The following is a 19,599-nucleotide window of genomic DNA, read 5'->3' on the forward strand; positions in this document are numbered from 1 at the left end:
CATCGACGCTCGCCGCGCGCTCGCCTATACTGCGCGGTCATGTCCACCGTCACGCCTTCCCACTCGATCGTGTGCCCCGAGCGCTGGGCGCGCGCGCCGCGCGTGATGCGCGGTGGTGAGCGCCCGCATGCGCGGCTCTATCCGCCCGCGCCGGCGCTGGAGGGCGCCGTCGTCGCCGTGGCCTGTCGCGACACGCGCGGCTTCGACCTGAACGACGCGCAACGCCTCTCGCACTTCCCGGCTTCGCCGCTCGTGTGTCTGTCGTGGTATCGCGACCTCGATGCGGGGCTCGTGGAGGCAGGCGCGAGCGGGCCGCTGTGGCGGCCGTTCGGCACGGCGTGCACGTTGTCGGGCAGTCAGTCGCGGCCCACCACGAGCTGGGCGCCGACCACCGGCAGCGGCGGCATGGTGTGCTTGAACGCCGATGCGGCGAAGGCCCTGTTCGAGCTGGATCTGGCGCAGGTCCACGACCGCTTTCTGTGCGCGAGTGACGTGCTGGGCCCAGCGTGGTGGCCGCTGCTCGACGCACTGCCTGGCACTGCCGACGATGCGCAAGCGCTCGCGCTTCTGGAGCACCATCTCGCGCCGCGCTGGCAGGCGCTGCGCGGCCGCCTTTCCCCGGTCGCCACGCTGCGCCAGGCGGGCCGCCGCTGGGTGGGGCGTCTCGCGTGGCAGGCGCGCGAATGGGGGCGCACGCATAGCGCGCGCCAGGTCGAGCGCCGCATCAAGGCCTACAGCGGGCGCTCGCTGCGCGAGTGGCAATCGCTCGTGAAGACCGAAGGCGCGTACTTCGCGGCAGCGGAGCGCTTCGCGGCGGGCGTGTCCGTCGACTGGGCGGCGTTCGCCCACGACGAAGGCTTCGCGGACCAGGCGCACCTGAGCCGCACGACCCGCCGCATGACCGGCTTCTCGCCCACCGACTTCGCGCAGCGCTTTGTCGAGGACGAGTCGTTCTGGATGTACCGCTTGTGGGTCTGAGCAGGCCCTAGCGATCCACGCGCTGTTGCATCTGCGCCGGGTAGCGCTCGCCCACCACCTGGATCGCCTTGAGCGCGGCCTCGATGGCGGCGAGGTCGGCGGCGCTCAGTTCGACACTGACCGCACCCACGTTTTCTTCGAGCCGCGAAAGCTTCGTCGTGCCAGGAATCGGCACGATCCACGGCTTTTGCGCGAGCAGCCAGGCGAGCGCGATTTGCGCGCGCGTCGCGCCTTTGCCGTCGGCCAGGCGGCCGAGCACGTCCACCAGCGCCGCATTGGCCTTGCGGTTCTCTTCGGAGAAGCGCGGCACGATGTTGCGGAAGTCACTCTTGTCGAACGACGTGCTCGCGTCGATCGCGCCGGTCAGAAAACCCTTGCCGAGCGGGCTGAACGGCACGAAGCCAATGCCCAGTTCCTCCAGAACCGGCATCACCTTCTGTTCCGGCTCGCGCCACCACATCGAGTATTCGCTTTGCAGCGTGGCCACGGGCTGCACGGCGTGCGCGCGGCGAATGGACTGCTCGCCCGCTTCGGAAAGGCCGAAGTGCTTGACCTTGCCTTCGCTGATCAGATCCTTGACCGTGCCCGCCACGTCTTCCATGGGCACGTTCGGATCGACGCGGTGCTGGTAGAACAGGTCGATGCGGTCGGTCTTCAGGCGCTTCAAGGACGCCTCGGCCACGGCGCGGATGCGCTCGGGGCGGCTGTCCATCGGCTTCTTCGAGTCGCCGTCCTGGAAGCCGAACTTCGTGGCGATCACCACCTGGTCGCGAAACGGCGCGAGCGCCTCGCCGACCAGTTCTTCGTTGACGAAGGGCCCATAGACTTCGGCCGTGTCGAAGAACGTGACGCCGCGCTCGTACGCCGTGCGGATCACGCGAATCGCATCGGCCTTTTCGGTCGCGGGCCCGTAGCCGAAGCTCAAACCCATGCAGCCGAGTCCCAGTGCGGAAACTTCGAGGCCGCCTTTGCCGAGTGTGCGCTTTTGCATGTCTTGCTCCTTTCAGGGGTTGGATGGGCGGTCGCGCCGTTCACGCAGGCGCCGCCGTCTACCCGACAGAGTGTAGGTTGCTGTATGGCGCTCAACAATCCCGCTAAACTTGCATGAGGTATTGAGGAAAATTCATAAATGGTGCGCACTGGCTTATCCGAACTGACGGCCTTCGCGACGATCGCCGAGCAGCGCAGCTTCAGCGGCGCGGCGCGCGTCCTGGGCGTGTCGCCTTCCGCGCTCAGTCATACGGTGCGCAACCTGGAGGCGAAGCTCGGCGTGCGCCTGTTCAACCGCACCACGCGCTCCGTGGCGCTGACCGAGGCGGGCGAGCAGTTGCTCAACCGCGTGCGCCCCGCCATGGCCGACCTCGAAGACGCCGTCAACGACGTGGCGACGGCCGGCAACCGGCCTTCGGGCTCGATCCGCATCAGCGCCTCGGAGTCGGGCGCGCGCCCGCTCATCCACCATGTGCTGCCGGGGTTTCTCGCCCGCTACCCGGAGATCCGCGTGGAGTTCGTGGTCGAGTCGCGGCTCGTGGATATCGTGGCCGGGGGCTTCGACGCGGGCGTGCGCGTGCTCGAAGACGTGCCGCGCGACATGATCGCGATCCGCTTTACGCAGGACATGCGTTTTGGCGCGGTGGCCTCGCCCGGCTACCTCGCGCAACATGCGCCGCCAGGCGCGCCGCACGACCTGGAGCGGCACCGCTGTATCCGTTTTCGCTTCGAGAGCGGCGCGCTGTTTCGCTGGGATTTCGCGCATGGCGGCAAAAGCGCCAGCATCGACGTGGACGGCCCGCTCACGCTCGGCAATCTCAACCTGATGGTCGAGGCGGCGCTTGCGGGCATTGGCGTGGCCTGGGTGCCCGACACGCTCGTGGCCGAGGACGTGGCCGCGGGTCGCCTCGTGCATCTGCTGCCCGAGTGGGGGCCGGTGTTCTCGGGGCTCTGCCTTTACTATCCGGCCAACCGTCATCCGCCCGCCGCGCTGCGCCTGTTCGCGCAGGCCGTGCGCGAGTGGGCCGAGACCGCGCCGCAGCAGGCGCGCGCGAGCCCATGAACCATCACGAAACCCGGCAAAACCGGACCGGCCTGCAATATTTTGTGTCCCGCGCCCGCGCCGATACAGTGGGATACAAAACATCTCGCGGCATGCGGTATAAACCCAGCATTCCCTGCACACGGAGCCCGAACATGCTCGCCGAAGGTTTTGCGGCCCACCGCCGCGCACCGCTTGCGGCGGTGCGGCAATGAGCGCGGCGCTGCACTGGCCGCGCACGTTATTCGCGCGCCTCGCCCTGATTCTCTGCGTCGGCCTCGCGCTCGCGCAGGTGATGTCGTTCACGCTCACGATGACCGAGCGCAACGACGCCACCGCGAACATGATGACCGACTACATCTCGCGCGAAGTCGCCATTTCCGTGGCGCTGCTCGACCATCTGCCCGCGGCCGGGCGCGCGGCGTGGCTGCCCCAGCTCGCACGTCGCACCTACAGCTTCATCCTTGGTCCCGGCACGCCGGGCGAGCCGCCCGACGCAAGCCGTTCGCGCACGGTGGCGTCGGCCATCGCGGCGGGCCTCGCCGACAAGTACGCGCTCACGACCAACTCGGTGCCCGGCAACGGCGAGCGCTTGCAGATCCACCTGCGGCTGTCGGATGGCGCGCCGCTCACCATCGACTATCGCCCCGGTTCCGCGCTGCCCTTATCGGGCTGGCTGCCGGCCGTGCTCGTCGCCCAGCTCGTCGTGCTGGCGGTGTGCTGCTGGTTCGCGGTGCGAACCGCCACGCGGCCGCTGCATGAACTCGCCCGCGTGGCCGACGCGCTCGGCCCCGACCTGAAGGCGGAGCGCCTGGAGGAAGAGGGGCCTTCCGAAGTGGCGCGCGCGGCGCGGGCGTTCAACGCGATGCAGCAGCGCATATCGGCGCACGTGGCCGAGCGCATGCAGATTCTCGCGGCCATCTCGCACGATTTGCAGACGCCGATCACGCGCATGCGCCTGCGCGTGGACCAGATGGACGACGACGCGCAAGCGGGCAAGCTCGCGCAGGATCTGCACGAGATGGAGCAACTGGTGAAAGAAGGCGTGGCCTACGCGCGCACGCTGCACGGCACCGGCGAAGCGCCCGCGCGCGTGGATCTCGACGCGCTGCTCGACAGCCTCGTGTGCGATTACGTGGATGCGGGCTCGCCCGTGACCTTCGAGCGCCGCCTGAACGTGGCGATCGTCACGCGGGTGCAGGCGCTGCGGCGCATTGTCGGCAATCTCGTGGACAACGCGCTCAAGTACGGCGGCACGGCGGCTATCGAAGTGAGCGAGTCGGCGCGGGACAAGACAGTCACGATTTCCGTGCTCGACAGCGGCCCCGGCGTGCCCGACGACGCGCTCGAAAAGGTGTTCGAGCCGTTCTACCGGCTCGAAACGTCGCGCAATCGCGGCACGGGCGGCACGGGGCTGGGCCTCGCGATCTCGCGCCAGCTGGCCGTGGCGATGGGCGCGCAGCTCACGCTGCGCAATCGCCCGGAAGGCGGTCTGGAAGGGCGGCTCGTGCTGGCCGGCGCGGGCAAGGCGTGAGTGACGCCTTCGTGCCGGGTTCGTGCCTGGCGCGTGCCGGGTTGCGTTCACGAAGCGAGCGGGATGAATACGTTGAACTGCCCTTCGTCGGGGTGGCGCGAGCGATGACCCTTGCCCACAGTGTCCTCGCACAGCACGACGGTGCCCGGCTCGCAGTGGCGCGTGTCGCCGTCGCTGGTTTCGAACTCGACCCAGCCGGTCATCCAGATCACGAACTGGCGCACTGGCGTGGTGTGCCAGTCGGCCTCCTTCAGGCCCGCCGGCACCCAGCCGAAGCGCACCGACTTCGCGGGTTCCCACGTCGAAAGATAGATGGGCGGGATGTTGGGAAACAGCTCGAGCGGCGTGAGGGGAATATCCATGTCCTCGAAATGCGACTCGCCCTCGGCGTCGGCATAGATGCGCAGACATTTCATGGGAGACCTCCTGGAGCCGTTTTCGCCACGGCCGTAATTGTCACCGCCGTTTTCATCACCGCCGTATTTGCCGCCGGTATGGCCCGCGCCTGACAACCAGCATAAAAGATGCCGGCCCGGCGGCGGCCGGCAAGCGGCATTGCCGGCCATTTCAGGTCGATTTCAGTTTGACAGGCGGCGTGCCGGATGTGCATCAACGCACATTGTGGCCCCGAATGGGGCAGCGTGTAGAGAATCGCGCGCCGCATGCAATGTCTTGTGTCTGCGCGCCTGGCGGATACAGAGCGATACGGCGCCGCGCGCGGCCTGGGCTATAAAGCAGGGCATCACCTCGATTGAACGGAGAGCAAAATGATCACCGCGGATCACGGCGCGCGGGCCTCGCAAGCACGGCGGCATGAACACGTTTCACCCGATTTCCCTGGCGCGGGACGCATGAAGCGCGTACTCGCCATTCTTTTCTTCGCGGCAAGCGGACTGGCTGCGGAGATCGTGCATCCGGTGTACTGTTCGTGCATCGTGGAAACCCGCTCACGCACAGGGCGCAAGGAGACAAGAACTCATGACGGAAAAGATGGATCACGTGCTGATCGTCGATGACGATCGCGGCATACGTGAACTGGTCGGCGCCTACCTGGAAAAGAACGGCATGCGCGTGTCGCTTGCCGCGAACGGGCGCGAGATGCGCACCGTGCTGGAAAGCGGGGCGCCGGACCTGATCGTGCTCGACCTCATGATGCCCGGCGACGACGGCCTCGTGCTGTGCCGCGAACTGCGCGCGGGCAAGTTCCGCGCCGTGCCCGTGGTGATGCTCACGGCGCGCAACGAGGAAACCGACCGCATCGTGGGCCTGGAAATGGGCGCCGACGACTACCTGCCCAAGCCCTTCGCGGTGCGCGAGCTGTTCGCGCGCATCCGCTCGGTGCTGCGCCGCGCGCGCATGCTGCCGCCCGGCATGGAGGTGAGCGAGTCGGCCCAGTTGCTCGCGTTCGGCGACTGGCGGCTCGACACCACGGCGCGCCATCTGCTCGACGCCGAAGGCACGATCGTGGCGTTGAGCGGCGCGGAGTACCGGCTGCTGCGCGTGTTTCTCGATCATCCGCAACGCGTGCTCACGCGCGACCAGTTGCTGAACCTCACGCAAGGCCGCCAGGCCGACGCGTTCGACCGCTCGATCGACCTGCTCGTGAGCCGCCTGCGCCAGCGCTTGCGCGACGAGGCGCGCGAGCCGCGCTATATCAAGACGTTGCGCAGCGAGGGGTATGTGTTTTCGGCTGCGGTGAATGCGGGCGAGGGGGAGTAAGCGAGGGCCGCAGGCGGCTAGCGCGCTTGCGGCGCGTTGCCGAGACTCTCGCGCTCGATCACCGGCGCTTCCAGCGCCAACTCGGCGCCGACCGCCTTGCCTTCGATCAGCGCCACGACGTGGCGCGCCGCCCGCACGCCGATATCGATCGCGGGCACGTGCACCGTGGTGAGCGGCGGCGTCGTGAGCTGTCCCAGCTCGATGTCGTCGAAGCCTGTCACCGAAAGCTGATGCGGCACGGCAATGCCGCGCGAGCGGCAGGCGTCGAGCACGCCGACCGCCTGGAGGTCGGTCCCGCAGATGATGACGCCAGGCGGCGTCTCGCGCGCATCCCACAAACGCCGCAGCGCTTCGCGCCCGCCTTCGAAAGAAAAGGGCACTTCCACGCGCCATTCCGGATGGAACGCAATGCCGGCCTCCTGCATCGCCGCGAGTGTGCCTTCCGCGCGGGCCCGCACGCGCTCGTTGCCGTCGGCCACGCCCGTGCACAGGGCGATGTGCCGATGCCCGCGCGCGATCACGCGCCTGGCCAGCCGGTACGCGGCGTCGTAGTTCGAGAAGCCCACGCAATGCGCGTAGCGCGTTTCGTCGAGCGACCATGTCAGCACATAAGGGATGTCGTACTGGCGCACGAGATCGAACACGTCGTCGCCATGGTCGGTGCCCACGAGCACGAGGCCGTCGACGCCACGCTCGACGATGCCGCGCAGCACCTCGCTCTCGCGCACGTGCTTGTACTCGTGGCTCGCGATCATCAGCCGGTAGCCATGGTCCCAGAGCGTCTGCTGGAGGTACTGGATGGAGTCGGCGTAGACGGGGTTGTTGAGCGTGGGGTAAATCGCGGCGACCATGCGCGTGCGCCGCGAGGCCAGCGCCTGGGCCGCGCCGTTGCGCACGTAGCCTAGCTGCTCCACGGCCCGTTGCACGCTTTCCAGCGTGGCGGGCTTGACCTGCTCGGGCACGGAAAGCGCGCGCGAGGCGCTGCCGAGCGAAACGCCCGCGAGGCGGGCGACATCAGAAAGCGTGGCGCGGCGTGAAGTCATGGCGCTCCGGTTGGGTTAGTGAGATCGCGCCGGGTCGACGCGGGCGCGCCATGCGCGGCCGAACGCGTCGGCGCGCGCGAGGCCCTCCAGCAGGCGTGGCGCCGTGAGCGGCGGCGTCATATGGCGGCTATAGCTGGCCGCGAGTGTCGCGTCGGCGAGCGTTGCCGCCTGTTGCCGCGTGAGCGCCGCCGGCTGGCCGAGCTGCGCGAGCGTCAGCGGGAGTTCGACAGCGTCGAGTAGCGTAGCCAATCGTTCGATCTCCGTTTGCGGTGCGTTTTCAACGAACAGTTGAACCAGGGTGCCGAACGCCACCAGTTCGCCATGCAGATTAGCGGCCATCGCGGGCACCGCCGTCAAGCCGCGGATCAGCGCATGCGCGAGCGACAAACCGCCGCTTTCGAAGCCGATGCCGCTGTGCAGCACCGTTGCCTCGACGACCTGCTCGACCGCTTCGGTCAGGCGGCCTTCGCTTACGTCGCGCCACGCCTGCGCGCCCGCAGCGTACAGGGTCTCGCGTGTTTGCGCGGCCATGCGCAACGCGGTGGGCAGCGCACGCGTGCCGAATCCGTTCGTGCCTTGCGCGCGCTCGCACTGCGCGACCTCGAAGAACTTGCTGAGCGCGTCGCCGATGCCGGCTGCGAAAAGGCGCTTCGGCGCACGGGCGATCACGTCCGTGTCGACGATGACGGCGTCGGGGTTGCGCGCGAGCATGTCGACGCCCGCCACGCGGTGCTGCTCATCGTAGCGTACGATCAGGCGGCTCGTGGGCGCGTCGCTCGACGCCGCGCTCGGGCAGACGACGATCGGCAGGCGCCGCGCGCGCGCCGCGCCCTTGGCCGAGTCGATCGCCTTGCCGCCGCCGATCGTCACGATCGCGTCGGCCTGGAAGGCGCGCGCCGCCTCGGTTAGCGCGGCGATGGTCGCGGCCGTGCATTCGTGCGCGAAATCCACGCGGGTCCTGGACACGCCGGCCCCGGCCAGGGTGGCGTCCACGGCCGGTGCGAGGGTGGCCGCCACCGAAGCGTCCAGAATTGTACACGCGCGGCGCGCGCCCAATTCGGCCAGCACGGGCCCAAGCGCGGCGAGCGCGCCGGGGCCCTGCACATAGCGCCCGGGAAAGCCGATCGTGCGCCACGGGGGCGCGGACGCGCCCGCTGTCGTTTCAGTTGCAGCGCTCATGTCATCAGCCATCCGCCGGAGACGTCGATCACCTGGCCGGTCACGAAGCTGGCGGCGTCCGAGCTCAGGAACAGGCAGGCCTTCGCGACTTCGTCGGGCGTGCCGAGGCGGCGCAGCGGCGTGACGTCCACTACGCTCTGGTTCGCCTCGGGAGCCACGCCGCGCACCATCGGCGTATTGATGCGGCCCGGCGCGAGCGCGTTGACGGTGATGCCGTACGGGCCGAGTTCGCCGGCCAGATGGCGCGTCATGCCGATCAGCGCGGCCTTGGTTGTCGCGTAGTGCGCGGCCACGATGTCGAGATACGCCTTGCCCGCAACCGACGACATCGCCACGATGCGGCCGAAGCGGCGCTCGACCATGCCGGGTGCGATCAGGCGCGTGAGGTTGAACATGCTGTTCAGGTTCACGTCGACGACCTTGCGCCACTCGCTCGCGTCCATTTGCCAGATCGGCATGGGCTTGCCCGCGTGCTTCGGCGAGATGCCCGCGTTGTTCACGAGTGTGTCGATGGGGCCGAGCGCGGCCTCGATCTCGCGCGTGGCGCGCTCGCATGCCTCGTACTCGCCCACGTCGGCGCAGGCGAAATGCACGCGCTTGCCTTGCGCGCTCAACTCGCGCGCGAGCTCCTCGCCCAATTGCGCGTCGCGGTCGACGATGCCCACCGCCGCGCCATCGTTTGCGTAGCGGCGCACGATCGCCTCGCCAATCCCGCCGTTGCCGGCGCCGCCCGTCACCAGGACGACTCGTTCTTGATGTTGCACGTCACTGATCTCCGATATTCAACATGATCTTGCCGATGTGCGCGCTCGACTCCATGAGCCGGTGGGCGTCGGCGGCTTCGGCGACCGGCAGCACGCGATGGATGATGGGCAGCGCCTCGCCGCGTTCGAGCATCGGCCAGACCTTCGCTTCGAGCGCCTGCGCGATCGCCGCCTTCTGCTCCGCGCTGCGCGCGCGCAGCGTCGAGCCCGTGAAGGTGAGCCGCTTGAGCATGATCGGCATGGCGTCGAGGGTCACGCGGCTGCCTTCGAGGAACGCGATCTGCACGAGACGCCCTTCGAGCGCGAGCGACTTCAGATTGCGTTCGATGTAGTCGCCGCCCACCATGTCGAGGATCATGTCCACGCCGCGTCCTTCGGTCAACCGCGCTACGGCATCCGCGAAATCCTCGTCGCGGTAGTGGATCGCGTGATGCGCGCCCGCTTCGAGGCAAGCCTTCGCCTTCGCCTCGTTGCCGACGGTGACGAACACCGTCGCCCCGGCGGCGCTCGCGAGCTGGATCGCGGTCAGGCCGATGCCGCTCGAGCCGCCGTGAATCAGCACGGTTTCGCCCGCCGCGAGGCGGCCGCGCTCGAACACGTTGGTCCACACCGTGAAGTACGTCTCCGGCAGCGCGGCCGCCTGGAGCAGCGTGAGGCCGCGCGGCACGGGCAGGCAGTGGCGCGAGTCCGTCACGCAGTACTGCGCGTAGCCGCCGCCCGGCACGAGCGCGCATACCGCGTCGCCGACCTTCCAGCGGCTCACGCCGTCGCCCACGGCCGCGATGCGGCCCGACACTTCGAGGCCCAGATGCGGGCAGGCGCCCGGCGGGGGCGGATAGCTGCCCGAGCGCTGCAACACATCGGGCCGGTTCACGCCCGCATAGGCCACTTCGATCAGCACTTCCGAGGGGCCGGGCGCGGGCCGCTCGCGCGTGGCGAGCGTCATGCAGGCCGCGTCGCCGCCCGCGCCGTGGTCGACGTATTGCATGGTGGGCATGGTGGGCATGGTCGCCGCAAGGGTCACCGTCATGGCGCCTCCCTCAGCGAATGATGTTCAGGAGTGCTTCGGGCGGAAGACCGATCGACTCGTAGTGCTTCTTCGTCGTCTCGATCTTCGTGAACACGTCTTCGTAGCCCTGTGCCACGCCGTGAGGATCGACGTAGGTGTAGCCGCCCGTCACGTGGAACCACGTGATCATTTCGGGCACGTCTTCGGGCACGAACAGCGTGTGGGTTTCGCCGGCCGGCTCGAACGCATAGCCGCCTTGCTCGGCGACCCAGTCGTGTTCGAGGTAGTACCAGCGGCCCTTGAGCACCATCGCATGCACCGCGCCGCTATGGCGATGGCGCGAAACCACGCCGCTGCCGCGCACGCGCAGCAGGTTCACGTAATAGCCCTGGCTCGCGCTCAGCACGAGCGGCTTGAACGAAACCGTGGCGGTGGAGGGCACCCAGAGCCTGTCATCTTCGAGCCAGTCGGTCAGCACGCCGCCGTGCACCAGATCCTTCGACATGAAGGGCGCTTGCGGGAGCTGATAGGCGACGACTTGTTCATCGGGCTTGTTGGCGTTGACGGTCGTATTCATGGAGGATTCCTTAGGTTATCAATGTGTGCTTCAGTGTGTGCTTCGATCGATGCCGACGGATCGGCCTGAAAAAACGGTTGTTGAGGTCGGCGGCGCGGCGCACGCGCTCAGTGCCAACCCTGTGCCCCACTCAGTGCCCTAGATACGCGCGCCGCACGTGCGGGCTTTCCAGCAGTTCCGCTCCGCTGCCCGAGAGCGCGATGGTGCCGTTTTCCAGCACGTAGCCGCGATCGGCGAGCTTGAGCGTATGAAAAACGTTCTGTTCGACGAGCAGCACGGTCACGCCGCTGCGCGCGACCGTGCGCACCACCTCGAACATCTGCTCGACGAGCAGCGGCGACAGGCCGAGCGAGGGCTCGTCGAAAATCAGCAGCCGGGGGTCCGCCATCATGCCGCGCGCAATGGCGACCATCTGCTGTTCGCCGCCCGAGAGCGAGCCTGCGTGCTGCGCAAGGCGCTCGCGCACACGCGGGAACAGTTCGAGCACCTTGTCGAGCCGCGCCTCGCGTTGTACGCGCGCCGCCCGCTTGTACGAGCCCATCACGAGATTCTCGTGAACGGTGAGGAAGGGAAAGAGCTGGCGGCCTTCGGGAATCATCGTGATGCCGAGATCGACGATCTGATGCGGCGTCCTGCCCGTGATCGGCCGACCGTCGAACTCGATGCTGCCCGAGCGCGCGGGCACCACGCCGCACAGCGTCTTGAGCGTGGTGGTCTTGCCGGCCCCGTTGGCGCCGACGAGCGTGACGATTTCTCCCGCGTTGACTTCGAGCGACACGCCGCGCAGCACTTCGCTCTTGTTGTAGCCGGCGGTGACGTTATGCAGCTTGAGCATCGCGATACCCCTTGCCCAGATAGGCTTCAATGACTTGCGGATCGTTGACGACGTCGGCCGGATTGCCTTCCTTGAGCATCTTGCCCGCGTTGATCACGACGATGCGATCGGAGAGCGCGAGCGTGGCCTGCATCATGTGCTCGATCATCAGCACCGCTACGCCCGTGTCGCGTACGCGCTTGACCATGTCGATCGAGCGCACGATATCCGATGGATTCAGGCCCGCCATCACTTCGTCGAGCAGCAGGGCGCGCGGCCGCGTGGCGAGCGCCCGCGCGACTTCGAGGCGCTTCATGCCGCCCACCGTGAGGCTGCGCGCCTCGACGTCGAGCAGGGCGCTCAGCTCGGTGGTGTGCGCCACTTCGCGCGCAATCGCTTCGGCTTCGCCGTGATCGCGGGTATGCATGAACGCGCCGAGCATGATGTTCTCCAGCACGGAGAGCCCGGAGAACGGCTGCGCGATCTGGAACGTGCGGCCCACCCCCGCCAGCGCGAACGCATTCGGTGTGCCCGGCCGCGCCCAGCTTCCGTCCGGCATGCGCAGCTTCACCACGCCTTCGTCGGGGCGAATGAAGCCCGAGAGCTGGTTGAACACCGTGGTCTTGCCCGCGCCGTTGGGGCCGATCACACCGAGGATCTCGCCCGCGTGCAGCGTGATGGAAACGTCGTTGGTGGCGGTGAGGCCGCCGAAGCGCTTCATCAGATGCTCGGCCACGAGCAGCGGCTCGCCACGCGGCGCGCTGTGCGCGGCAGCGCTTTGCGGCGCGGCGGGCAGGGCGCGCTCGCGTGCGCCCGGCAGCCGGTCGATCAGCTTGAGCACGCGCGCGCCGAGATGACCTGCGAGGCCGCGCGGGAAGAACAGCACCACCAGCACGAGGACGACGCCGTACACGAAGCCATGCGTACCGTTGCCGAAGGCGCTGAGCCAGCCGCGCGCCAGCTCCGCCGCGGGCAGCACGAGCACGGTGCCGGCGAGCGGGCCCGCCACGCTGCCGAGGCCGCCGATCAGCGCGAACATGGCGATCTGGATCGAGAGTTCGAGCGAGAATGCCGCGGACGGGTCGATGAACGTGAGGTACATCGCGTGAAACGAGCCAATCATGCTGGTGAGCGCCGCCGACACCACGGCCGCCGCGAGCTTGGCCTGCACGGCGTTCACGCCCACGGCGCGCGCGGCATCCTCACGTTCGCGCACGGCGATCAGATAGAAGCCGAAGCGCGAACGGCGGATGCGCCAGGCCACCCAGAGCGTCGCCACGAGAAAGCCGAAGGCGATCAGCAGATAGGCCCACTTTTCGCGGAACACCATCCACTTCAGGCCGATGTTCAGCGGCAGGTTCAGGCCGGCCGAGCCGCCGGTCCAGTCTTCCTCGTGCACCGTGAGCAGCCGGCACACTTCGAGACACGCGATGGTGGCGAGCGAGAAGAACGGGCCGCGCAGACGCAAGGTCGGATACGCGATCACGGCGGCCGCCACGGCGGATACGGCCGCGCCCGCGAACATGCCGAGCCACGGCGTGATGCCGAAGTGGATCACGAGCAGCGTGGCCGTATAGCTGCCGATGCCGTAGAACACCGCATGGCCGAGCGAGAGCTGGCCGGCATAGCCGCCCACGATGTTCCATGCGGTGGCGAGCGCGCCGAACACGCAGACCTGCACGGCGAGGTGGTAGGCGAAGGGCGACTGGAGCGCGAAGGGCACGGCCAGCAGCGCGAGGAGGGCGAGCACGCCGACGTATGCGCGCGGGTGCAGCAGATTGGGGAACATGAGGCCTCGCTGGTTCGCTTATTCGGAGCCGCGACCCAGACCGAACAGGCCGGTCGGACGCAGGATGAGGATCACGAGGAAGATCGCGAAATACACGACTTCCTTCATGTCCGGCGAAATGTAGTAGCCCGCCAGACTGTCGATCAGGCCGATGAACATCGAGCCGACCAGCGCGCCGGGCAGGCTGCCGAGGCCGCCGAGCACCACGATGACGAACGCGGTGAGCACGAAGTACTGCCCCACCGTGGGAAACACCGGGTACTGCGCGGCGAGCAGCCCCGAAGCCAGCCCGACCAGCGCCGAGCCCACGCCGAACGCGAGCACGTAGGTGGCCTTCACGTTCACGCCCATGAGCGAGGCCGCGTAGCGATGCTGGGCGACGGCGCGAAACGCGCGGCCCGTATAGGTGCGTTGCAGGAACAGATGCAGCCCGAGCGCGACGACGAGCGCGACCGCGAACGTGATGAGCTGTCCGCTCACCACATTGATGCCGCCGAATTCGAGCGACGTGGTGCCGAAGGTCACGTCGACGGGGTGCACATCGGCGCCGAAGATCATCAACGCGAGATTCATGAGCGCCGTCGAGATGCCGACCGTGGCGAAGATCTGGATATGGGCGTCCGCGGAAAGCAGCGGCTGGATGATGAACTGCTGGATCAGCGCGCCAATGGCAAACAGCAGGATCGCGGCGGGAATCGCCGAAACGTAGGGGTGCAAACCAAAATGCTGGGCAAGCATCCACACGGCGTACATGCCGATCATCAGCAGTTCGCCGTGCGCGAAGTTCACGACGCGCACGACGCCGAAGATCAGCGTGAGGCCGATGCTGATGATCGCGTAAGCGCCGCCGAGCAGCAGGCCGTTGACGAGAAGTTGGAGAAAGATGGACATTCGCGTTTCCCTGACGCCGCCGCTGCGTGTTCGCGCAGCGGGCGGCGTATTGCGGTGGGGGAAAGACCGGGGCGGCGGTGCGCCCACGGCGGCGGCGATCAGTGCGCGGCGACCGGTTGAGCGTTCGCGACGTTCTCCGGATACACCGTCACGAGCTTGCCGTTCTGCCACTGCATGACGTTGGTGGTGGCGAGTTCGTTCTGGCCGTTCTGCGCGAACCGGAAGCCCCAGCCTGCCGCCGTCGAGCCGGCCGGCTTGCCGTAAGCGAGCACGGCGGCGCGGATCTTGTCCTTGTCGGTCGACTTCGCTGCGGCGAGCGCGTCGAGGAACGCCTTCGCGCCGACGTAGTTCACGAGGCTGTGGCCCGAGCGCGGCGGCGTGCCGAAACGCTTCTGATAGTCGGCCGTGAACTGGGCGAGACCCGGCGCGCCCTTCTCGTTGATCGAGATTTGCGGGAAGTCCACGTCATAGGCGCCGTTCATCAGATTGCCGAGCGCCTTTGCCGTGTCTGTCAGCGAGTAGCCGCCGCCCGCGCCCACCACGGCCTTGGGCTTGAAGCCCGCCTGTGCGGCCTGCTTCATGAACAGGATCGAATCGTTCTGGTAGGACGTCTGTAGCACGATGTCGGCGTTGGCGCCCTTCAGGCGCAAGATCAGCGAGGAGAGATCGACCGCCTTGGCCGAATACGGCAGCACCTGCACCACGTTCAGACCGAGGCGCTTCGCGTCTTCCTTCTGGAAACCGGAGACCATCGAGCCGTAGGGGCCGTCTTCCGCGATGATCGCAATGCGCAGCGTTTTCGGATCGACCTTGAGCTGCGGAGCGATGACCTTCGTCACGGCTTCGAGCGAGCTTTGCGCGAAGTTCTTCGCCGTGGCGTTGCTGCGATACAGATATTTGAAGCCGCGGTCGGTAATGCTGTCCGCCACCGCGCCAAGCTCGAAGTACGGCACGCCGGCCAGTTCGGTGACCTGGGTCGCCGCAGTCGAAACCGACGAAGCATAGCTGCCGAAGATCGCCTGGACGTTTTCCACCGAGGTCAGACGCCGTGCTTCGCCCACTGCCTGGTTCGCATCGACCGCATCGGCCTTCACCAGCACGATCTTGTCGCCGTTGATGCCGCCTGCCGCGTTGCGCTCGTCCACGGCGAGTTCCACGCCGCGAAAGCTCTCGTCGCCCAGCAGGGCCATGCCGCCGGAAAAGGGGAACAGTGCGCCGATCTTGACTTCGCCGGCGTGCGCCGCGGTTGCGCCGAGCGCGGATAAGCAGGCCAGCGCGACGGTCGCGCGCTTCAGGGTCGTAAGCACAGCTTGTCTCCTTGGGGATGAAGGGTAAATTTGAAGCGCTTCATTTTTGTTGGTAAAAAAATTCCGGCAGCCAGGCGGCATAGTGAAATGCCGTTGTTGACGGAACTTTGTCGAATTTGAAGCGCTTCAAATTCTATGAAGCGAACGCATAATGGTCAATCGAGGGTTTGCCCCAGGCGTTCGCTTTGTCATGGCGATCCGGCATTCAGCCAAAGAAGCTTTGTAGCGCCTCCGCAACCGCACCCGGCTGTTCCTCGGGCAGGAAGTGCCCGCAATGGGCGATCGTGACGCCGCGCACGTCGTTGGCGTAAGCGCGCAGCGGAGCGGCCATGTCGGGAATGGAGCCCTGATCGGCGCTGAGCGCGAGAACCGGCATGCGCAGCTTGCCGCGTGCGCTCAGCTCGCGGTTCTGGCGCGCGGAAAGATCGGCCGCGCGATAGTAGGCCAGCCCCGCGCGCAAGCCGCCTTCCTTCGTGAACACGCGCAAATATTCGTCGATGTCGGCCTCGCTGAAGCTTTGCGGATTCGCGGTCTTGCGGCGCAAGAACCAGTCGAGATAGGCGCGCTCCTTACCCGCTATCAGCAACTCCGGAAGATCGGCAATCGCATGGAACGCGAAGTGCCACGTGCGCCACGCGCGTTCGGGCGCGACGGGCAACGCATCGGGCAGTGTGATGCCGGGAATGCCGGCGTCGAGCAGCGCGAGGCGCTGCACTTCGTCGCCGAACAGCGCGGCATAGGGGTAGGCGACCCACGCGCCCACGTCGTGGGCGGCGAGGTGATAGCGGCGCGCGTCGAGCTTGCCGAGCAGCGTATGCAGCGCTGTGGCGAGCGATAGCGTGTCGTAGCCGCCTTGCGGGCGGTCGGAGTCGCCCTGGCCGGGCAGGTCGGGCGCGATCACGCGGTAGCGCTCGCCGATCAGCGCCATGACCTTGCGCCATGCGTATCCGCTTTGCGGATAGCCCGCGAGCAGCACGACGGTTTCGCCGTCCGTCTTGCCGCCGGTGACGTAGTGAAGGCGCGTGCCTTCCACGGTGGCGAAGCGGTGTTCGAAGCAGGGCAGCGCGGCGTCGGGCAGCGACACCGGGCCGTGGTCGACGATGCGGGAAGTTGTGCTCATGGTGAGACTCCTGTTGATTGGGCGAGCGCCGCGGTTTAAATTGGAAATAATCATTTCCTAATTGGCCAAAAAAATTTCAGTCGAGCAAACGCATCGCTTCATCGGCCGAGGCCAGCATGTCGCGCAACGTGCGCCCCGATTTGCCGATCAAGCGAAAGCCATGAAGCAGCGCGAGCAAGGTGCGCGCCATGGCGGCCGCCTGGACTTGCGGCGCGATGGAGCCGTCTTTTTGCCCTTGCTGGAGCAGTTCGCGCAGCATGTCTTCCGTGCGCCGCATGGTGGTTTCGATGCGCGCGGCGATTTCGTCGTCGAAGGTGGCGAGCGCCGTCGCGCTGGAAACGACGAGGCAGCCGCGCCGGCCTTCGCTGCCGTGGGACGATTCCGCGTAGAAATGCAGCATGGCGCGGATTTTCGCGCGCGCGTTTGGCTGCTTGTTGAGCCGATGCCGCAATTCGTCGTTGCGCACGCTGACGTAGTGGTCGAATGCGGCGAGAAAGACGCCGCGCTTGTCGCCGAACGCCTTGTAGAGGCTGCCCGCGGTGAGGCCCGTTGCATCGCTCAGATCGCCCACGGAGGTCGCATGGTAGCCACGCTCGCGGAACACGCGCACGGCGCCGTTCACGACCGTTTCCATGTCGAATTCGCGGGGACGGCCGGGGCTGCGGGCCACCGGTTCGGATTTGTGCTCGGATGCCATGCGGCCCATTATAGGAAATGATCATTTCCTAATCAAGACCCGCTCGGGCGTTCCTGCGGGGTGGCATCGCTTCGGCCACTACTCCGCGCTTTCCCCTCGGCCCTTATGCTGTGCCGCCAGCTTCTCCTGATGCGCGGGCGGCACCGGATCATAGTGGCTCAACTGAATGCTGTAATTCCCATGCCCGCCCGCGAGCGAATTCAGCCGCGACTGGTAATCGTTGAGCTCCGCCAGCGGCACCTTGCCCGCAATCACCATGGCCTGCCCGCCCATCGTGCGCGTGCCGTGCACCTGGCCGCGCCGCGCGGAAAGATCGCCGATGATGTCGCCCATCGTCGCTTCGGGCGTCATCACCTCGATATCGACAATCGGTTCGAGCACGATAGGCTGCGCTTTGAGCACCGCATCGATAAACGCCTTGCGTCCCGCCGTGACGAATGCCACTTCCTTCGAATCGACGGGATGGCTCTTGCCGTCATACACGATCACGCGCACATCCTGCATTGGAAAGCCCGCGAGCGGTCCGCTGTCGATCACCTGCAAAATGCCTTTCTCCACCGCAGGCATGAACTGCGAAGGAATCGCGCCGCCTTTCACGGCGTCCACGAACTCGAAGCCCGCGCCGCGCGGCAGCGGCTCCACGCGCAGCATGACCTCGCCGAACTGCCCTGCGCCGCCCGTCTGCTTCTTGTGGCGGCAGTGGCCCTCGGCCTTGCCGCCTATCGTCTCGCGCCACGCGATCGTGGGCGGGCGCGTGATCACGTCGAGTTTGTACTGATCGGTGAGCCGCTCCAGCATATAGCGCAGATGCAATTCGCCCAGCCCGCGCACCACGGTTTCGTTGGTTCCTTCGGGGTGATCGATCTGCAAGCAAGGGTCTTCGGCAGCGAGCTTTTGCAGCACTTCCCACACGCGCTGTTCGTTGCCGGGGCGCGCCGGTTCGATGGCGAGGCCGTAAATCGGATTCGGAAACTCGGGCGGCGTGAGGTGGATGTTGCCGTCCTCGGGGGCGTCGTGCAGCACGGCGTCGAAGGCGATGTCGTCGGCCTTGGCCACCGCGCAGATATTGCCCGGCCCGGCGCGCTGCACCTCCATATGCTCCTTGCCCTGCAACATGAGCAGATGCGCGACCTTGAACGGCTGCCTCGCGTTGCCGATATAAAGCTGGCTGTCGCGCGTGACGGTGCCCTGATGAATGCGAAACACGGCCACCTTGCCGATATACGGGTCCATCACGATCTTGAACACGTGCGCGAGCACGTGCTTGTCGGCGTCCGGCTCGGCGCGCACGGGTTCCTTGCCTTCCTTGCCGTCGACTTCGCGATAGAACAGCGGCGGGTTGCCTTCGGTCACGTTGGGCAGCAGCCGCACGAACACGTCGAGCAGTTGCGCGATGCCCGCACCTGTCGCCGTGGAGGTGAAGCACACCGGCACCAGATGCCCTTCGCGCAACGCGCGCTCGAACGGCTCGTGCAATTGCTCGGGGCTGATCGCTTCGCCTTGTTCGAGATACAGCTCCATCAACTCGGGATCGAGCTCGATCACCTGGTCGATGAGCGCGTTGTGCGCCGCTTCCACCGAATGGAAATCGGCCTTGCCGGCGGGGTTGAAAAAGCAGTCCACCACATCGCGGCCGCCCTGTGCGGGCAGGTTGATCGGCAGGCAGGTCTTGCCGAAGGTCTCCTGGATCTGCGCGAGCAGCCCCGGCAGATCGACCTTTTCCGCGTCGATGCCGTTTATGACGATCATCCGGCAAAGCTTGCGCTGCTGGGCGTACGCCATCATCCGCGTCGTGGTCATCTCGATGCCCGTGCGCGCATTGATGACGATGGCCGCCGTTTCCACCGCGGGCAGCGTGCCGATCGACATGCCGGCGAAGTCGGGGTAGCCGGGGGTGTCGAGCAGGTAGACGCGGGTGTCGAGGTGGTGGAAGTGGGCGACGGCGGAATTGAGGGAGTGGTGGTATTTGCGTTCGAGGGGATCGAAATCGCAGAGGGCGGTGCCGCGGTTCACGCTGCCTGGCGCGTGAACCGCGCCGCCCTGGTGCAGGAGCGCTTCGGCAAGCGAGGTCTTGCCGCAGCCGGCATGGCCGACCAGAGCGATCGTGCGGATGGCTTGTGGGCTGTAATCCATGGCCGCCGTCGTC

At 67.0% G+C, this 19,599-nt stretch carries 20 protein-coding genes; 6 read left to right on the forward strand and 14 right to left on the reverse strand.

Annotated elements, in window-relative coordinates; translation table 11 throughout:
- Positions 1 to 39 precede the first annotated feature (39 nt).
- On the forward strand, positions 40 to 978 hold the full coding sequence (locus C7402_RS39015; protein ID WP_116614340.1) for a helix-turn-helix domain-containing protein: 939 nt from the start codon (positions 40 to 42) through the stop codon (positions 976 to 978).
- A 7-nt stretch (positions 979 to 985) separates the two neighbouring features.
- Here the strand turns inward: C7402_RS39015 and C7402_RS39020 are convergent, their stop codons facing one another.
- The gene (locus C7402_RS39020) at positions 986 to 1,969 is read right to left on the reverse strand and encodes an aldo/keto reductase (protein WP_116614341.1); all 984 of its coding nucleotides are present in this window, start codon (positions 1,967 to 1,969) and stop codon (positions 986 to 988) included.
- Positions 1,970 to 2,107: 138 nt separating this feature from the next.
- Between C7402_RS39020 and C7402_RS39025 the strand changes: the two genes are divergently transcribed.
- From C7402_RS39025 to C7402_RS39030, 3 genes are read left to right on the forward strand one after another with little or no spacing between them, the layout of a single operon-like run.
- A complete protein-coding gene (locus tag C7402_RS39025) occupies positions 2,108 to 3,031 on the forward strand; it encodes a LysR family transcriptional regulator (RefSeq protein WP_116614342.1) in 924 nt (307 codons plus the stop codon).
- Positions 3,028 to 3,225, forward strand: coding sequence for a hypothetical protein (locus tag C7402_RS46575; protein WP_133254631.1), 198 nt, complete (start codon positions 3,028 to 3,030; stop codon positions 3,223 to 3,225). Before C7402_RS39025 ends, C7402_RS46575 begins: the two co-directional genes overlap by 4 nt.
- Positions 3,222 to 4,544: an ATP-binding protein gene (locus C7402_RS39030; RefSeq protein WP_112177593.1), complete on the forward strand. Its 1,323-nt coding sequence runs from the start codon at positions 3,222 to 3,224 to the stop codon at positions 4,542 to 4,544. The genes C7402_RS46575 and C7402_RS39030 overlap by 4 nt, the downstream gene beginning before the upstream one ends.
- A 47-nt stretch (positions 4,545 to 4,591) precedes the next feature.
- Here the strand turns inward: C7402_RS39030 and C7402_RS39035 are convergent, their stop codons facing one another.
- Positions 4,592 to 4,960, reverse strand: coding sequence for a cupin domain-containing protein (locus tag C7402_RS39035; protein WP_112177592.1), 369 nt, complete (start codon positions 4,958 to 4,960; stop codon positions 4,592 to 4,594).
- 351 nt (positions 4,961 to 5,311) lie between these two features.
- On the opposite strand from C7402_RS39035, the gene C7402_RS47515 reads away from it, so the two are divergent.
- Together C7402_RS47515 and C7402_RS39040 are read left to right on the forward strand one after the other, a co-directional pair.
- Positions 5,312 to 5,560 (forward strand): hypothetical protein, encoded by a 249-nt coding sequence (locus tag C7402_RS47515; protein WP_133254632.1) that lies wholly within the window; start codon positions 5,312 to 5,314, stop codon positions 5,558 to 5,560.
- On the forward strand, positions 5,523 to 6,263 hold the full coding sequence (locus C7402_RS39040) for a response regulator (RefSeq protein ID WP_112177590.1): 741 nt from the start codon (positions 5,523 to 5,525) through the stop codon (positions 6,261 to 6,263). Before C7402_RS47515 ends, C7402_RS39040 begins: the two co-directional genes overlap by 38 nt.
- Positions 6,264 to 6,280: 17 nt before the next feature.
- Here C7402_RS39040 and C7402_RS39045 read toward each other — a convergent pair whose 3' ends face one another.
- The 12 genes from C7402_RS39045 to fusA form a co-directional block, all read right to left on the reverse strand.
- Positions 6,281 to 7,306, reverse strand: a complete 1,026-nt coding sequence (locus C7402_RS39045) for a LacI family DNA-binding transcriptional regulator (RefSeq protein WP_116614343.1) — start codon at positions 7,304 to 7,306, stop codon at positions 6,281 to 6,283.
- Positions 7,307 to 7,321: 15 nt separating this feature from the next.
- Entirely contained in the window at positions 7,322 to 8,485 is a 1,164-nt protein-coding gene (locus tag C7402_RS39050) for a glycerol dehydrogenase (RefSeq protein WP_116614344.1), read from the reverse strand.
- Positions 8,482 to 9,249: an SDR family oxidoreductase gene (locus tag C7402_RS39055; protein WP_208949074.1), complete on the reverse strand. Its 768-nt coding sequence runs from the start codon at positions 9,247 to 9,249 to the stop codon at positions 8,482 to 8,484. The genes C7402_RS39050 and C7402_RS39055 overlap by 4 nt, the downstream gene beginning before the upstream one ends.
- A 1-nt stretch (position 9,250) precedes the next feature.
- Complete coding sequence (locus C7402_RS39060; RefSeq protein ID WP_372460580.1) at positions 9,251 to 10,279, reverse strand: NAD(P)H-quinone oxidoreductase; 1,029 nt, start codon at positions 10,277 to 10,279, stop codon at positions 9,251 to 9,253.
- Between the two features lie 10 nt (positions 10,280 to 10,289).
- Positions 10,290 to 10,835 (reverse strand): 2,4'-dihydroxyacetophenone dioxygenase family protein, encoded by a 546-nt coding sequence (locus C7402_RS39065; RefSeq protein WP_112177586.1) that lies wholly within the window; start codon positions 10,833 to 10,835, stop codon positions 10,290 to 10,292.
- 130 nt (positions 10,836 to 10,965) lie between these two features.
- On the reverse strand, positions 10,966 to 11,670 hold the full coding sequence (locus C7402_RS39070) for an ABC transporter ATP-binding protein (RefSeq protein ID WP_116614346.1): 705 nt from the start codon (positions 11,668 to 11,670) through the stop codon (positions 10,966 to 10,968).
- Positions 11,654 to 13,438 (reverse strand): branched-chain amino acid ABC transporter ATP-binding protein/permease, encoded by a 1,785-nt coding sequence (locus C7402_RS39075; RefSeq protein ID WP_112177584.1) that lies wholly within the window; start codon positions 13,436 to 13,438, stop codon positions 11,654 to 11,656. Before C7402_RS39075 ends, C7402_RS39070 begins: the two co-directional genes overlap by 17 nt.
- A gap of 18 nt (positions 13,439 to 13,456) precedes the next feature.
- A complete protein-coding gene (locus C7402_RS39080; RefSeq protein ID WP_116614347.1) occupies positions 13,457 to 14,329 on the reverse strand; it encodes a branched-chain amino acid ABC transporter permease in 873 nt (290 codons plus the stop codon).
- A gap of 98 nt (positions 14,330 to 14,427) precedes the next feature.
- Positions 14,428 to 15,636: an ABC transporter substrate-binding protein gene (locus C7402_RS39085; protein ID WP_372460579.1), complete on the reverse strand. Its 1,209-nt coding sequence runs from the start codon at positions 15,634 to 15,636 to the stop codon at positions 14,428 to 14,430.
- Positions 15,637 to 15,841: 205 nt separating this feature from the next.
- A complete protein-coding gene (locus C7402_RS39090; RefSeq protein WP_116614349.1) occupies positions 15,842 to 16,756 on the reverse strand; it encodes an alpha/beta fold hydrolase in 915 nt (304 codons plus the stop codon).
- Between the two features lie 76 nt (positions 16,757 to 16,832).
- Positions 16,833 to 17,390 carry a TetR/AcrR family transcriptional regulator gene (locus C7402_RS39095; protein ID WP_116614394.1) on the reverse strand — a complete coding sequence of 186 codons (558 nt, stop codon included), beginning with the start codon at positions 17,388 to 17,390 and terminating at the stop codon, positions 16,833 to 16,835.
- A 141-nt stretch (positions 17,391 to 17,531) separates the two neighbouring features.
- The gene (gene fusA, locus C7402_RS39100; protein WP_116614350.1) at positions 17,532 to 19,586 is read right to left on the reverse strand and encodes an elongation factor G; all 2,055 of its coding nucleotides are present in this window, start codon (positions 19,584 to 19,586) and stop codon (positions 17,532 to 17,534) included.
- Between the last annotated feature and the right edge of the window lie 13 nt (positions 19,587 to 19,599).

Source organism: Paraburkholderia unamae, assembly GCF_003096875.1.
In the GTDB taxonomy this organism is placed as follows: domain Bacteria; phylum Pseudomonadota; class Gammaproteobacteria; order Burkholderiales; family Burkholderiaceae; genus Paraburkholderia; species Paraburkholderia unamae.